This window comes from uncultured Turicibacter sp. (genome assembly GCF_938044715.1).
Lineage (GTDB): Bacteria > Bacillota_I > Bacilli_A > MOL361 > Turicibacteraceae > Turicibacter > Turicibacter sanguinis.
The window spans coordinates 59,097-73,811 of sequence record NZ_CALIOS010000068.1 but is presented as its reverse complement, the minus strand read 5'-3'; the positions used below and the strand labels follow the sequence as shown (position 1 = coordinate 73,811).

Genomic DNA, 14,715 nt, shown 5'->3' with positions numbered 1-14,715 from the left:
GAGTTTCCTAAAGGTGTTTTCATTAGAATGTAAGAGTGCCAAAGACGTTATCTAAACTTCCTTCAACTAATTCACAAGCTTGAATGTACTGAGCAGGAATTTCATGACAGTTGATGCCAAAATCAACAGAAGATTTAAAGCTGAATCGTTGATAGTAAGCAGGATCCCCAACTAATACAACAGCTGTATATCCCATCTTACGAGCTAGCTCAAAACTTTTCATGACAAGTTTTGAACCTATACCTTGACCGCGATAATTTAGGTCAACAGAAAGTGGAGCAAGTAATAAAACGTCATGATTTTGATTCAAATCTTGAACGATATATTTTGTTAACATGATATGTCCAATAATGTTTCCGTCAACTAAAGCGACTAAGGCAAGTTCAGGAATATAGTTTTCACTGGCGCGAAGCTCATTGACAAAGTTTTGCTCGTTTCCATCCGATACTTGAGCTGTTTCAAATGCTATACGCACAAAGTCATAAATTTGGTTAAATTCTTTTTCATGTTCAGTTCTAATAATTAAGTTCATTTTTAAATCCTCCAATTAGTTAGTAGTACGATTTTTGCTACTGTGAGAGGACAAATTGGATGTCCTCTCTTAAAGGACGGAATCCATTTTACGATGCTTGATCAAACAAACAACTCCTTAGTTTATAAAAAATTTTTTCAACACTGTTAGTATAGCATATAAAAAGAAAAGTAAAAAGTGAGCAATGTTTTTTAAAAAATGACCATCCTATAAATAATGAGTAGAAAGTCGAAATTTGTTGAAGGTGATGATTATGAAAAAAAATAGACGTGAAATCCGTGACCTCAAACAATTAAAAGAACAGCTATTCGGCATTAAACAAGTCGTGCACCACACTAAGATAGGAAACCTGTGGAATCACGAGGCGGCAGTTCGAAAAAAGTTAAAGGTGCTGACTGAAATGGATGGTCAATCGCTTAAAGGGTATCATCAAGTGTATAAGGAATATCGCGACTTGTTAGATGAAATATCAGTTCGATTATTAGAAGACTATAATGACAAAAATAATACAAGCTTTGAATTTGATGAAATTGTTCAATCGCATCTTCCAGAGTATTTATCATCGGGTATTTTAACGGCGCTCGTCAGTAGTCATATTCCTAATTTAATGGCGGATTCATTTAAAACACATTTTCCCAAAAACCCTAAAGATGAATATCAGGAAGCAAGAAATCTTAAACGTAAAATTTATTTGCATTTAGGTCAGACGAATACGGGAAAAACCCATCGAGCTATTGAACGTTTAAAACAAAGTCAAAAAGGTGTATATCTTGCACCTCTTCGCATTTTGGCGCTTGAAATTTATGAACGGTTAAATAAAGAAGGGGTACCTTGTACGTTATTAACGGGGGAGGAAGAGGTTATTATTCCCGAAGCAAACCATCAAAGTTCAACGGTTGAAAAAGTGAATTTAGATCAGACTTACGATGTAGCAGTTATTGATGAGATTCAGATGATTGGAGATTATCAGCGTGGCTCTTCTTGGACGCGTGCTCTTTTAGGGCTTCGATGTTCTGAGATTCATGTCTGTGGGGCGTTAAATGCAAAAGAAATCTTACTTGAAATGATTAAAGATTGTGGCGATGAGTTTGAAGTCATTGAATATGAAAGACTTGTGCCATTAGTTATAGAAAAGGAGCCATTTAATCATCAGGATACACAAGAAGGAGATGCCTTTATCCTTTTTTCAAAACGAAAAGTTTTACAGCTAGCAAAACAGTATAAGGAGATGGGAATCAATGCGAGTGTGATTTATGGTGATTTGCCACCCGAGGTTCGTAAAATGCAGTATTATGACTTTGTGCATAAGAAAAATTTAATTTTAGTGTCAACGGATGCGATTGGAATGGGTGTTAATTTGCCAATTCGACGCATTGTATTCATGAATTTATGCAAATTTGATGGAGAAGAAGAACGATTTTTAACGTCCCAAGAAGTCAAACAAATTGCAGGACGAGCAGGAAGGATTGGAATTTATGAAGTCGGATATGTAGCAGGGTATGGACGTTCTTATTCATTTTTAAAAGAAAAGATTGAGATGGAAGATGACCCGATTGAACAAGCTGTCATTGGACCAAGTGAAGTGTTACTTCAGATTGAAGGATTACCGCTCAAAGAAAAGCTGGCGCTTTGGAGTACAATGCCTGTTGAGACCCTGTATTATCGTAAGATGGATATCCGTGATTATATTTTAGTCTTAGATAAAGTCCGTCGTTATAAATTGGATGAATATGTGGAATGGAAATTGATGAAGTTACCAATTGATGTGCATAATGATGAAGTCTTATCGACGCTACTATTTTTCATCGAAAGCTATTTTGTTCAAAAAGTGGGTGAAGTACCAAGACCTCATCTAGGTGAAGTTAATTTATCAAATTTAGAAACCTACTATCAAGAGGTTAACCTATACTACTCATTCTGTAAAAGTTTCAATATTGAATTTGATGTTGAATGGGTATACGATGAAAGACTGAGAATCAGTGAACTGATCAATGATTTACTTATAAAAGGAAGATACTAAATTTAAATGATATTAATTGGATGATGAAAATCAGGCGCATACGAAAATCAATTTTAAATGATAGGATAAGTGAGGATAGCATCATTGTTCATAAGTAGCCAATAAAATAGTATAGGGTTGAGTCTTATCACTTCTACTCAAGTCATACTAAAGCTACTAACATCAAGTAAAAAGGTTCAGAAACTTGAGTTCTGAACCTTTTTAGTAATCATTAATTAGAATTTATTAAACATTGATTCATCTTCAATTAACCAAAGCTTTTTATAAACTGTTCCAAATTCAATAGGGCAAACAAATCCATTTCGGTCAACTAAATGTAGTTGATTCGTAATCGTGTTTTGTTTAAGTTCTCCTGAAAGAAAAACAATGTCATCATAACATTCTATTTGAATTTTATCATTTAATTTAACGCTACAAATAAATTCACGATCAAAGTAACTATAAACATGAAGTTCATTATTGTTTGGTTTGATTAAAATATCGTTAAACATTTAAAAGCCCCTCCTAGTAAAAAAAACATATTGATAAACAATCTTTTATTAAATGTAAAAGATTGATGATTTCCTAGTTTTAAATATAACATATCCTAAAATACAAATTAAGCAATATGCAATTCTATATACAAAAGAACTTTAATTCATACATTTATAATCAGACTTACTACTTAAGCCCTTCTGTTGATACTAAGGAGAACGATAGGGGCAATCTAACATCTTTAAGAGAATAAGCTTCCACTATTTTGAGTAAAAGTTTTCCGAGTGTGAAAAACTTATTTAGACTGAGATAATTCGAGGAGCAAAGTGAGAAGTCGAATAGAATTTAAAAACTGTTCAGAGTATATTTAAATCTGAACAGTTTTTTTATTATTTTTTAAGTTTAAGGTTATTTACGAAGTTAATGACTGCCGGGTCATGCATTGAACATTTTGTAAGTAGTGTTGTATCTTTATCAACAATTTGATTCAATAATCGACGCACTCCTTCTGTTGATGAAAAGCTATATACTTTCCCTTTAAATCCATTTCGACGACATTGCAAAGCAATATATCTAGCTTGGGATCCTATAGTGATTAACACGTCGAGATCATACTGGCAAATCATATCCCCAACTTTTTGATGAAGTTGTCTTGAGTTTTTCCCCAGTGCATCAATGCTACCAACTAGCGCTATTTTTTTACGATTTTTAGCTATTTCACACATTGTTTTAATACTTGCTTCGAGTGAAGTAGGATTGATGTTCCAAGTATCCACAATCAGCTGACATTGATTCAATCCTTTCATAACTTCAAAGTGAGAATTTAAATGTTTGAATGAAGGAAGGAGTTTAATAGAATCACGATAGCTAATTCCCACTTCATAAGCAGCTGCAATGGCAGCCATGCTATTATAAACTTGATGGACACCGTAACCAGGAATGAAAACTTTGTATCTTTTATTATTAACAGTTAAAATGTAACTCATTCCTTTAGGTACGAATTCAATGTTTGAAGCCTGATAATCGGAATTCTCGCCTACACCATAGTAAATAATTTTTCCTTTAAAATCTTCTAAGCTAATTTTTTTAATGTTATCATCGTCGGCATTTAAGATTAAGGTTCCTTTTTCACCAACTGCTTTCACCATTTCACCTTTAGCTTTTATGTAACCTTCGAGTGTTTTACATTGATCAAGGTGGTCAATACCGATGTTTGTGATGATTCCGATTTGTGGTTTAAAGTATCGTGAGCTTTTTTTTATATAACCAGGAGCAGCCACGGCAGTTTCATAAACAGCTGCTTCAACACTATCATTTAATTTCATTAAGTAAGAGAGATGTTTAGACTCCCCGTTAGTAGACTTCACGGTTCCCTCTGTTTTATAAAAATGCTTTAAAATATGACGTGTCATATCTTTTGTTGTTGTTTTACCACATGTTCCAGTGACAGCGATAACGGGGATATCAAATTGATTACGATAAAAATCAATAAAGTCATAATATGACTCTTTTATTTTATTAACTTTGATAATTGTACAGTTATTACCGAATGGACAGTGACCAATAGGCCGATCTGTAACAATTGCACAAGGTAAGTATTTTTTGATAAATCTCCAGTCAAAAGTTCTAGGATTGAGTAAGAAAAGAAGGGTATTACTAGATTCTACTTGTTTTGCTTGTGTCACAACGGAAGAAATCATGAGATTATCATTTCCTTTAACAAGAGAACCGTGAATCACCTTTCTAATCGTACCTATTGAAAGTTTTTTCATAATAATATCTCCTTATGATTTAGGGTGGGTCTCCCTTATGATTTGAATTTCATAGTTCCCGATGTTAAGTTAAGTGACAATCTTGCTATAAGTATTATAAGGAATAAAAATATGATGTATTTAATAGTAGAACTTTATCATAATGAATTGAACTTAATTAAGAAGGGAACAACTATCCTTATCGGTTATTGAGGTGAGATTTATGTTGTTTAGCTAAATAAATCGTATACTGAATCATTGTGCGCTCAGCACCTACTTTTCCAAATAATGCATGAGGAAGTCCAGGGCGCCAATTTACTTCATAAATCCAAAAATGTTTATTTTGATCAATACCAATATCAATACCAAGCTCATCTAAAGTTTCAGAATGAACTTGTTGTTGAATCTCATCCATGTGCCGTGCCAAATCCAATGCAAATCTTTCAAGGCGTTTTTTCATGGCACTGTATTCTTTTGGGTATTGTTGGCGTAAAAATTTTTCAATTGGAACCCGAGATCCTCCGCTACTTAAATTAGTAACGAACGAATTATTACGAGCTACACGGGCATAAATTAAGGCAACTTTCCACTCACCATTACCATCTTTTTGCACATGCAGTCTTAAGTCAAAAGGGACACCATATCGTGTCTTAGAATTAATACAGGGCTGTATTAAATGTTTTTTACCTCTGATACGTTGTTTCACAAATCTCATCAATTGTGCTTCATTATATATAAATTTCTGATGATCTACTTTTACACTATATCCTTTAGGTAATTTATCAATAAAAGTCACACCAATCCCTTTATGACCATCATTCGGTTTAAATACAATTTTTTTATATTTATTTAAAGCGTTTAAAACATCTTTAGGTGAGTAAACCGTAATAGAAGGAATTAAATACTCTGAAAAAGTTTTCGCTTCTTTTAAGCGATAATAAACTGTCATTTTTGATCCAATGGAATGGCTTGTAAAAGGAATTTCTTGTTTTAAGACATCAATTTTATCTTGGGAATGAGCCATTTTACCTGGATTTCCGTGGTTGAATATAACATCTGGAAAACGGCGTTCAACTTTTTTCCACTGATTTTTAACTAAGATATATCCATTGATTTTTCGATTTGCAATATCGATCCCTTTTGGTGAAAAAAATAAAAATTCTGCATTTTCTTTTTGGGCAGCGACTGCAAAGTAATAAGCCTGCTTCACCGTTCTTGGATTTTTGCGATGGCTTAAATATCCAATTAATATCATATTTTTCTCTCCTTAGGATAGATAAAAACACTACCCCAATGCTATCATATGCGAATTGAGAGCGAACGGATAATTTTTTCCAAAATAAAAACTCCAATAGGGTTGGAGTTTTAAATAGGAAATTTAAAGAGCTAACGTCTTGGTTTTCGATTTGAATTTCGACTAAGATTTCGAGTATTAGTTCGATTGACATTACGATTTGTATAAGGCATTAAGACGAATTTTATTTTTGAAGCAGCATATTTAGCATTTTTTTTGGCTTCATTTTCAGTTTTTCCAATCGCTACAACATAAGCATAACGATTTCCCATTGATTCTGGGGGGGTTAAGAGTGTACCTTTTCTAGGTTTAATATAAACTGATTTAACATTAGGGGATGTAAGTGCAGCTTGTTTTCCTAAGACTCGCTCTAAGATTCCTTTTTGTTTGACAATAATATATTGTGCAAATGCATTTTTTTTGTGTTTAGGTTCTAAATCAGGTTCTTTACCAAGTGCTAGTTTTAACGTTTCTTTTACAAGATTTATACCCAATCCAATTTCAAGAAACTCATTCATTCCACTACCAGAAATTCTAGGATTTGTTTCAACTAGCTTCCATTGTTTATTAACGAGGCGCATTTCAAGATGACAGGAACCATTTTCAAGCCCGTGAAGTTCAATGATATCTTTTACAGCAACTTTAAGAGATTCATAGAATTTTGGATTTGGATCAATCACTAGATTATACCCCGTGATGATATAACGATTGTAAAATGTAATCTCTTGCTCGATAATCGCGACAATATGAACGCTTTTTTTAATAACCATACATTCAACTAAATATTGAGGGCCATCAAGGTATTCCTCAAGAAGTAGAGGCTCTTGTGGATATTTTTTAGTGAGTCTTTTTCGATAAGTGTTAAACTCATCCATCGATGTAATTTTAAAAACATCTTTAGATCCTGCTGAAGACGGAGATTTTAACATGAATGGAATTAAGTCTTTAACTTCACGCTTACTAAAACTTTCATTTGGATTTAGTTTAATAAAACGTGGGCTATAAGGAGAATTTTTAACCGCATTTCGTGATAATAACTTATCTTCCATATTCATAATTCCAGCTGTTGTGAATTGACTAAGACCAAATTCTTCTGCTAATTGAGCTGCTACATAACAATATTGATCAATAAAGCTAATGATACATTTAATTTCAAATTTACCTGTTTTTTGTAAGTTACTTATGACGTTACGAACTTCATCCATGTTTTTAAAATTGACTCGTTTCACTAATTTTATTTCAGGGTATTCTGAACGATTTGTAAATCCGGATTTATCAGTTAATAAAATTGTAAAGTATCCCATTTTATCTGCGGCTTTAATAGCTTCACGACTAGAGCCGTTTTTGTTACTATTTATAAATATAATGGTTTTCATTACCTATTACTTCCTTTTGTAAACAATAATTTAATAGCTTTGACGATGATTTCATTTGAGTAGTTCAGCTTTATCCAAGTGTGTATGTGGGAAGTCTTTTATAAATGGAATGATAGGAAATAAGACTAGGAACTTTAGGTATTAGAAATACTTTTGATGTCATATTACTAAGTTTCTTATCCTAATCTTCTGATGTAGCATTCTTTTGCTAATCTTACGTTCATTCACACATCATTTTTTACATAAGCTTGCGGCATAACGAATAGTGTTAGTTTCGATTCCATACTTTCCATAGAAGGAGTGTGGAGTGCCAGGAAGCCAGTTGACTTCATATATCCAGATATTGTTGTGTTCATCAATTCCGATATCAATTCCGAGTTCGTCAAATTTATGAAGATGAGATTTTTCCTGTAAATCATCTAAGTGATTGGCAAGCTTTATGGCGAAGATTTCAAGTTTTTTCTTCATTTCTTCTCGATGACGTGGATTGTGTTCTTTTAAATAGTCATCTAAGACGGCGACTTTTGCTCCTTGATGAACATTTGTAATTAAGCTTCTTGTTGTAGAACTTCGTGCATAAATGACTGATATAATCCACTTTTTATTTCCATCTTTGTGCACATGTAGTCTAAAGTCCGTTGGTTCACCATCACTATTTTTAGAGTTAATATAGCGTTGTACAAGATAGTTTGTATGAAGGATTCTTTTTGACACAAATTCATTTAATTGAGATAGGGTATAGATATGATCTACCCCTTCAAATTGAACTAAGAACTTTTGTCCTTTTCGTTCAATAAAGGTTACACCTTCACCTTGATGACCACCAACCGGTTTAAAGACAATTTTTCCATTCTTTTGTATAAACTTCAACAGTTCTTGGGTTGAAGAAACTGTTTGAGTTGGAATTAAGTAACGTGAAAAAACTTTTGCCTTTTTTAAACGCTTATATACCGCCATTTTATTTCCTACTGGATAACTTGTAAATGGAATTTCTTTTCTTAATCGGTTAACGATCTGTTTTGAACGATTAAGCTTTGCAGGACTCCCTGCATTGAAAATGACATCAGGAAATCGTTTAGTTGCACGTTTCCAAATTCCGTCTTTATACACATAGCCATTAATGACTTTATTTTTAAAATCCACCCCTTTAGGTGAAAAATAAATAAAATCTACCCCTTCTTCTTTAGCGGCAAGGGCATAAAAAGAAGTTCTTTCAATGGAAGTGGGCATTTTACGATGATGTAACATTCCAATCAAGATCATTTTTTATCACTCTTCTTTAAAATAGGGTAGGATAAATAGCATCCCAATTTTATAATATGCGGGACTTCGATATTAGGGTAGAGAAAAATAACATAAAAGAAAGCTTAAAGTACAAAAAATCCCTCTACTAGTGCTAATAGTAGAGGGATGTATGTAATAGGGATTGACATGTTAGGTAAACAATGATGTTTTTTATTTTAAACTTGCGGCTGCGCTTGCACCGGCAATACGACCAGTTCCATAAGCATATCCTAAAGTTCCACCTTCAAAGAAGACATAGCTGTTTCCATATGCTCCATTTGTTTCTGATCCAGCAGCATATAATCCTTTAATTGCTTTTCCGTTAGGATCTAATACTTCAGCATTATCGTTAATATCAATTCCACCTAAAGTTCCTAAGAAGACTGAAGGAGTTGTTTTAACAGCATATAAAGTTCCTTCTAATTTATCTAAATATTTAGATGATTTAAAGTGATCAGTATCTTCACCAGTTTCACATAATTCATTGTAACGTGCGATAGTATCAACTAAGTGAGCCATTCCTAATTTTTCTGCTAATTCTTCAGGACTGTTTGCAGTAATAATACTTCCTGCTTCAATTAACGCTTCAATATCAGGCATGATATCCGTTGGTGTATGAGCTTTTTTAGCAGCGTCGGCTGTGTTAACTTCGTGTCCAACTTCAATAAATACTGTTGGATTAGTTGCTAATTCACCAGTATAAACATCAGTTAAACCAGCAGCTCCTTTTTCTTTAACGATATCGATCATCGTTTGATCGAAGATTTCATAAGCTGTCATTTGAGGTAATGATTTAATAACATTTGATGTTTTAATTGGTTCGAAAATAAATGATTCTTCATTCATGAAACGATTTCCATCAACATCAACAAATAAGAATGGATTAATTAAAGCAGAGTTTAGTGCAGATCCCCAAGATGATCCACCGCGGTTAACTCCATAATGCATTGTAATAGCATCTTCATAACTTGCTGCAGCCCCAGCAGAGATGGCCATTTCGATACCTGTTCCGATATTTGTTGCAACGCGACCTTTTCCTACGCCTTCACCAAAATATTTAGTTACTAATTCTTCGTTTCCAGCAAATCCACCTGTTGCTAAAATGACGGCATCAGCATTAATTGTTAAGATTCCACCGTCTTCTTTCTCAGCTTGAATTCCTTTAATTTCACCATTTTCAATCATTAAATCTGTTGCTTTAGTTGAATATAGAACTTCTCCACCTAGTGCTACAATTTGTTCATGTAATGTTGTAATAGCAACAGTTCCTCCATCTACATATCCATGGATAGTTGAATTAGGATGCGTATACTTATGCTCTTCATATCCACCAGTTGAAGGATGAGCTAAGATTAAATTCACCCCATTTTCGATTAACCAGTCAACAGTGCGTCCAGAGTTTTGAATTACTTTAGATAATAATCCACCATTTGCAGTATAGTTACTTGTATCAACGAATTGATCATAGAACCATTTACCATCTACTGTTTTACCTTGTTCTTGTTGTTGAGTTGAATCTGTTCCAAATAATCCACCAGCCATTGTTCCTTGACCAGCAGGAGATGCCGTCATTTCAACTAATGTTACTTTTGCTCCATCTTGAACAGCTTGTAAGGCAGCAGCCGAACCTGAAGCACCTCCCCCAACAACAACGATTTCAGTTGTGATTTCTTCGTCGATTCCAACTTTAGCAATTTCAGTTTTAAAATCTTCAATATTAGCGCCTGCTTCTGTTAAACATGTTTCAATAGCTGTTAATAACGCACTTGAACTATTTGTTGCACCTGTTACCGTATCAACGGCAATTGTTTGGTTTGCTACGACTTCTTCAATTAAAGATTCTAAAGCTTTATCTCCAAGTCCTGCCGTTTCTGTTGATTCTAAAATTTTAATACTTTCAATTTTTGTTTCACTTAAGACAACTTCGACTGTAATGGTTCCGTTGTTTCCAGTCCCCGTTGCGGTATAAGTTCCAGCTTTAAGTGTTCCTTTTGATTGCGTTGATTCAGATACTGAATCAGATGATGTTGATGCTTCATTAGCAGAACATCCAGTTGTAAGTAATGCCATGACTAAAAAAGCAGCGGCAGCACGTTTAGAAAAATGATTCATGATGATAACCTCCCCAAATAAACTTTGTGTTTTATTTAACAATCTCAGTTTAAGGGTGAGGGTAAGTGGCAAGTCAACAGGATTTGTGAAAAAATTAATATAAAAAATCTACTTTTTTTATTCATTTTCTAATTAATTTACATATTTGGAATAGACACAGATTCTCAAATCAGCATAAAAAAAAACTAACCCGAGTGTAGGACACAGGTTAGTCGATTGGAATATATATTTTAAAATATTGATACAGAATCTCATCCTCGCAAGTCGATTTTAATAAGATAGCGATGATATCCCCACTACAATGAAACGGATACGCAGTGAAGATTTCCTTAATCGCATGAATTAGAACTTTGTTTTCAGTATACGGGATCTTAACTTTTAAATAAGTTGTAAAAACACGACAAGAATCTATACGAATAAATCGTTCATCAACTGCTAACTGTAAAAAATCTAGTGCAGTTTGTGAAATCCCCAAACACCAGTGATAACTAAAATCCTCCGTCTTTAAATTAGACTTTGGAATATATAATAACGACTCTGTAATTGGGGCATGATCAATTAAATTAATTTCTCCGATTAAACTATGGTGTTCTTCAATTAATCTTTTATTATCACTCTGGATTAAAATATATCGAGTTGGCATCATTTCAATGAACCATTGATTTAATCTTTCATCACATTCTACACTCGAATCATATAAATCTATCGCCAACTTTTGTTGTAATTTTAAATTTTCAATTTCAACTTGAAGAGAGTCAATATGCTTTGATAGCATCTCATTTAGTTTTGTATTATCAATTCCTTTAACTAAGTCAGAAGTATCCTTAATCGAAAAACCTATATTACGAAATTTTTTAGATTGAATCAATCTTCCAAACTGCCCAAAATCATAATAACGATAATTAGTTTCATGGTCTTTCGTTGGAATAATTAAATCAAATTTTTCATAATGCTTTAATAAATGAGGAGACACTCCCATTGTCTTAGTTAATTGTCCAATCTTATAATTCTCCATAACTTCCCCTTAAAAAATATTTGTCAAATGATATGCACTTCATTTTATCAAAAGATAAGAGGAATTGCTATAAAACCTATCTTTTAATCGATATTTCCAAGGGAATCTTGTTCATAACGATCTAAAAATAAATTCGTATTAATCAGATTTAACTGTTTATTCAGTGCAAAAATTAATAAAGAATCACGACGATTCTTAGCGTACAACTTATTAAATCCGCCAAGAGTCAAAGCTTTATTAGTCTCCTCAAGGGAAAAACCACCGCTAATACATAATTTTAAAATGGTATCGCGACTAGGAGATTTAGTTCCATTAAAAATCTGATATGCATAAGAACGTGAAATATCAGCTTGTTCAATCCACAAGCCTTTCTTTAAGTTTTTGTTTGAACGAATTTCCTCAAGATAATTGATAAACGTTAATGTGTTTTTGGGTAATTGAAGTTTTAAGTAGTCATCTAACATTTTCTCATCTTCAATAAAGTTTAATATTGTATCAAGCTCTGTCGTTTTTTTATCGCTCATATTCACACCTCAAATCACAAATTATATATTTACAGAAATAGTTTGATCGTTCCTAGGTCCTAGAAATTTAATTTAGTCAAAAGTTTTTACGCTGTTAAAAACTTACTTGGACTTGTATAGTATAATAGTATAATGAGTTAAACTTTAAATCAATGTTAAGGGGATTATATGGATCAACTAGAACAAGAATATCAAATTTCATTATATGAAACATTAGTTGAATTAAATCATTCACCTAAAAGTGACGTTTTACTTGTTCAAAATTCGTTAACAAGTAAAATTTATATTAAGAAAATTCTGAAAAATTATAATCTAGATGTTTATCGAAAATTACAACATATTAAAAATCGACATCTTCCAAAAATAGAAGAGATATTTGAATGTGAAGATTGTTTAATTGTTATCGAGGAATTTATCAACGGACGAACCTTACAAGAATATATGAATGAGCCGTTAGATGAAAGTTTTACGATTAAATGTGGAATTCGCTTATGTGAAGTACTAGAAGTACTACACAATCAAAAACCCCCAATTATCCACCGCGATATTAAACCATCCAATGTCATGATTAGTGCAGACGGAGTTTTGAAACTGATTGATTTTGATGTATCGCGTGTTTACCAAAATAATCGCCAGCTCGATACACACATTTTAGGAACTAAAGGTTACGCTTCACCTGAGCAATTTGGATTTGAACAAACGGATGCACGCAGTGATATTTACTCGATTGGTGTGTTACTAAATGTATTAACAACTGGTGATATGTATCAAAAAAATCGATCTAAGATTGGGAGAATCATCGATAAATGTACGAAACTCTCACCGAATGATCGATATCAAAATGTGCATGAATTAAAGTCAGACTTATCCAAACTGATTCATAGGCCAATAGAACTAAAAGAATCATTAATTAGGCAACAAGTTAACCTATATTTATCTTGTTTAGACTTTTTAAACATTCTTCCTAACAAGGAACCTAAAAATCTTGTTTTAAAAGAAATTAGACAAATTCCAGGATACCGACGTGGAAATCTACTATTTGTCATTATTGCGACGCTTTGGTATCTGTTTTTAATATTTGGGGGAACTCAAGGTACTTCAATCATTACTTGGATTGAAAATGTATCACTCGTTATCTGTTTAATTAGTATGACGTTACTCAACAGTAATTATAAACAGCTTCAACAGAGACTTCCGGGTATAAAAGATAATTTATTGACTGGATTAATGGTTTATAATTTTATTATATTCATGATTTGGGGATTACTTAATGATTTTTTGAAACGCTAATTTTTTATATTAAACCAAAAGGGTCTGCTCCTAGCAGACCCTTTTGGTTTAGGTTATTTGTATAATCAATAGGTGTCATTTCAATCGATACTGATCTAATTAAGTTATATATCATCGCATAGAGAAGTAAAAAAACGAAGGAGGACCTGAATAATGGGAAAAATGATTAAATGTAAAACGTGTTCTAAAGAAATAGCATCTAAGGCTAAAGTATGTCCAGAATGTGGGGCGAAAAATAAAAAATCATTTTATAAAAAATGGTGGTTTTGGTTGATTATTTTATTTGTCATGATTGGAGCTTTCGGTGGGGAAGATTCATCAAATCATTCAGAATCAAATCAAACTATTGAACAAGAAGTGGATCAAGTAAATAAAGTAGAAGAGACTACTCAAAAAACAGAAAATACTACTCAAGTAGAGGAAAAAGTGGAAGAAAATATTCCAACAGAATACAAATCAGCCCTAAAAAAGGCAACAACATACAGCGATATCATGAATATGTCTAAGGCAGGAGTATACGATCAACTAACATCGGAATATGGAGAGAAATTTTCACCAGAAGCTGCCCAATATGCCATTGATAATGTGCAAGTTGATTGGAAAGAAAATGCATTAAAAAAAGCAACAACGTATAGCAATACCATGAATATGTCTAAAGCTGGTGTTTATGATCAATTAACATCAGAATACGGGGAGAAGTTTACAGCAGAAGAAGCACAGTACGCGGTGGATAATGTAAAAGCGGATTGGGAGGAAAATGCGTTAAAAAAAGCAGAAACTTATCAAAAAATGATGTCTATGTCTCCGAGCGCTATTTATGATCAATTAACATCAGAATATGGAGAGAAGTTTACAGCGGAGGAAGCACAATACGCAATTGATCATCTTCAATAACTCATAAATTTCTAGGAGCGTTTGACGCTCCTTTTTTTTGCTCTTTATTAATGAAAATATTATTTATCAAATTAATAGTTTGTCTGCCTGTAGCAGACCAATTTTAATTTGATTCTAGTTATAATAAAAGAGTGGTTCATATTCTAATT

General features: G+C 32.9%; 12 protein-coding genes. 3 read left to right on the top strand and 9 right to left on the bottom strand.

Annotation, left to right across the window (positions count from 1 at the left end):
• Nucleotides 1–22 precede the first annotated feature (22 nt).
• Nucleotides 23–532, bottom strand: a complete 510-nt coding sequence (locus QWC74_RS07655) for a GNAT family N-acetyltransferase (protein ID WP_006784197.1) — start codon at nt 530–532, stop codon at nt 23–25.
• A gap of 253 nt (nt 533–785) precedes the next feature.
• Here QWC74_RS07655 and QWC74_RS07650 point away from each other — a divergent pair, with 253 nt between their 5' ends.
• The gene (locus QWC74_RS07650) at nt 786–2,552 is read left to right on the top strand and encodes a helicase-related protein (protein WP_006784196.1); all 1,767 of its coding nucleotides are present in this window, start codon (nt 786–788) and stop codon (nt 2,550–2,552) included.
• Nucleotides 2,553–2,767: 215 nt separating this feature from the next.
• Here the strand turns inward: QWC74_RS07650 and QWC74_RS07645 are convergent, their stop codons facing one another.
• The 8 genes from QWC74_RS07645 to QWC74_RS07610 all read right to left on the bottom strand — a co-directional run bounded on the left by QWC74_RS07645 (nt 2,768) and on the right by QWC74_RS07610 (nt 12,382).
• Nucleotides 2,768–3,043: a hypothetical protein gene (locus tag QWC74_RS07645; RefSeq protein WP_006784195.1), complete on the bottom strand. Its 276-nt coding sequence runs from the start codon at nt 3,041–3,043 to the stop codon at nt 2,768–2,770.
• A 372-nt stretch (nt 3,044–3,415) separates the two neighbouring features.
• Entirely contained in the window at nt 3,416–4,798 is a 1,383-nt protein-coding gene (locus QWC74_RS07640; RefSeq protein ID WP_006784194.1) for a UDP-N-acetylmuramoyl-tripeptide--D-alanyl-D-alanine ligase, read from the bottom strand.
• A 178-nt stretch (nt 4,799–4,976) separates the two neighbouring features.
• Nucleotides 4,977–6,032, bottom strand: a complete 1,056-nt coding sequence (locus QWC74_RS07635) for a YheC/YheD family protein (protein ID WP_006784193.1) — start codon at nt 6,030–6,032, stop codon at nt 4,977–4,979.
• A gap of 131 nt (nt 6,033–6,163) precedes the next feature.
• Complete coding sequence (locus tag QWC74_RS07630; protein ID WP_006784192.1) at nt 6,164–7,447, bottom strand: ATP-grasp domain-containing protein; 1,284 nt, start codon at nt 7,445–7,447, stop codon at nt 6,164–6,166.
• 231 nt (nt 7,448–7,678) lie between these two features.
• Nucleotides 7,679–8,710, bottom strand: coding sequence for a YheC/YheD family protein (locus QWC74_RS07625; protein WP_006784191.1), 1,032 nt, complete (start codon nt 8,708–8,710; stop codon nt 7,679–7,681).
• 192 nt (nt 8,711–8,902) lie between these two features.
• Entirely contained in the window at nt 8,903–10,843 is a 1,941-nt protein-coding gene (locus QWC74_RS07620; RefSeq protein ID WP_006784190.1) for an FAD-dependent oxidoreductase, read from the bottom strand.
• Nucleotides 10,844–11,051: 208 nt separating this feature from the next.
• Nucleotides 11,052–11,858, bottom strand: a complete 807-nt coding sequence (locus QWC74_RS07615) for a MerR family transcriptional regulator (protein WP_006784189.1) — start codon at nt 11,856–11,858, stop codon at nt 11,052–11,054.
• An 83-nt stretch (nt 11,859–11,941) separates the two neighbouring features.
• The gene (locus QWC74_RS07610) at nt 11,942–12,382 is read right to left on the bottom strand and encodes a helix-turn-helix transcriptional regulator (RefSeq protein ID WP_006784188.1); all 441 of its coding nucleotides are present in this window, start codon (nt 12,380–12,382) and stop codon (nt 11,942–11,944) included.
• Nucleotides 12,383–12,550: 168 nt separating this feature from the next.
• Here QWC74_RS07610 and QWC74_RS07605 point away from each other — a divergent pair, with 168 nt between their 5' ends.
• Both QWC74_RS07605 and QWC74_RS07600 read left to right on the top strand, forming a co-directional pair.
• Nucleotides 12,551–13,672, top strand: coding sequence for a serine/threonine-protein kinase (locus QWC74_RS07605; RefSeq protein ID WP_006784187.1), 1,122 nt, complete (start codon nt 12,551–12,553; stop codon nt 13,670–13,672).
• A gap of 153 nt (nt 13,673–13,825) precedes the next feature.
• Nucleotides 13,826–14,566, top strand: a complete 741-nt coding sequence (locus tag QWC74_RS07600; protein ID WP_006784186.1) for an Ltp family lipoprotein — start codon at nt 13,826–13,828, stop codon at nt 14,564–14,566.
• Nucleotides 14,567–14,715: the final 149 nt, after the last annotated feature.

What these genes read in the sequence shown, in the direction of transcription:
- QWC74_RS07640 (WP_006784194.1), bottom strand. Translation starts at nt 4,798, where the DNA reads ATGAAAAAACTTTCAATAGGTACGATTAGAAAGGTGATTCACGGTTCT.
- QWC74_RS07645 (WP_006784195.1), bottom strand. Translation starts at nt 3,043, where the DNA reads ATGTTTAACGATATTTTAATCAAACCAAACAATAATGAACTTCATGTT.
- QWC74_RS07600 (WP_006784186.1), top strand. Translation starts at nt 13,826, where the DNA reads ATGGGAAAAATGATTAAATGTAAAACGTGTTCTAAAGAAATAGCATCT.
- QWC74_RS07610 (WP_006784188.1), bottom strand. Translation starts at nt 12,382, where the DNA reads ATGAGCGATAAAAAAACGACAGAGCTTGATACAATATTAAACTTTATT.
- QWC74_RS07655 (WP_006784197.1), bottom strand. Translation starts at nt 532, where the DNA reads ATGAACTTAATTATTAGAACTGAACATGAAAAAGAATTTAACCAAATT.
- QWC74_RS07650 (WP_006784196.1), top strand. Translation starts at nt 786, where the DNA reads ATGAAAAAAAATAGACGTGAAATCCGTGACCTCAAACAATTAAAAGAA.
- QWC74_RS07615 (WP_006784189.1), bottom strand. Translation starts at nt 11,858, where the DNA reads ATGGAGAATTATAAGATTGGACAATTAACTAAGACAATGGGAGTGTCT.
- QWC74_RS07630 (WP_006784192.1), bottom strand. Translation starts at nt 7,447, where the DNA reads ATGAAAACCATTATATTTATAAATAGTAACAAAAACGGCTCTAGTCGT.
- QWC74_RS07620 (WP_006784190.1), bottom strand. Translation starts at nt 10,843, where the DNA reads ATGAATCATTTTTCTAAACGTGCTGCCGCTGCTTTTTTAGTCATGGCA.
- QWC74_RS07625 (WP_006784191.1), bottom strand. Translation starts at nt 8,710, where the DNA reads ATGATCTTGATTGGAATGTTACATCATCGTAAAATGCCCACTTCCATT.
- QWC74_RS07605 (WP_006784187.1), top strand. Translation starts at nt 12,551, where the DNA reads ATGGATCAACTAGAACAAGAATATCAAATTTCATTATATGAAACATTA.
- QWC74_RS07635 (WP_006784193.1), bottom strand. Translation starts at nt 6,032, where the DNA reads ATGATATTAATTGGATATTTAAGCCATCGCAAAAATCCAAGAACGGTG.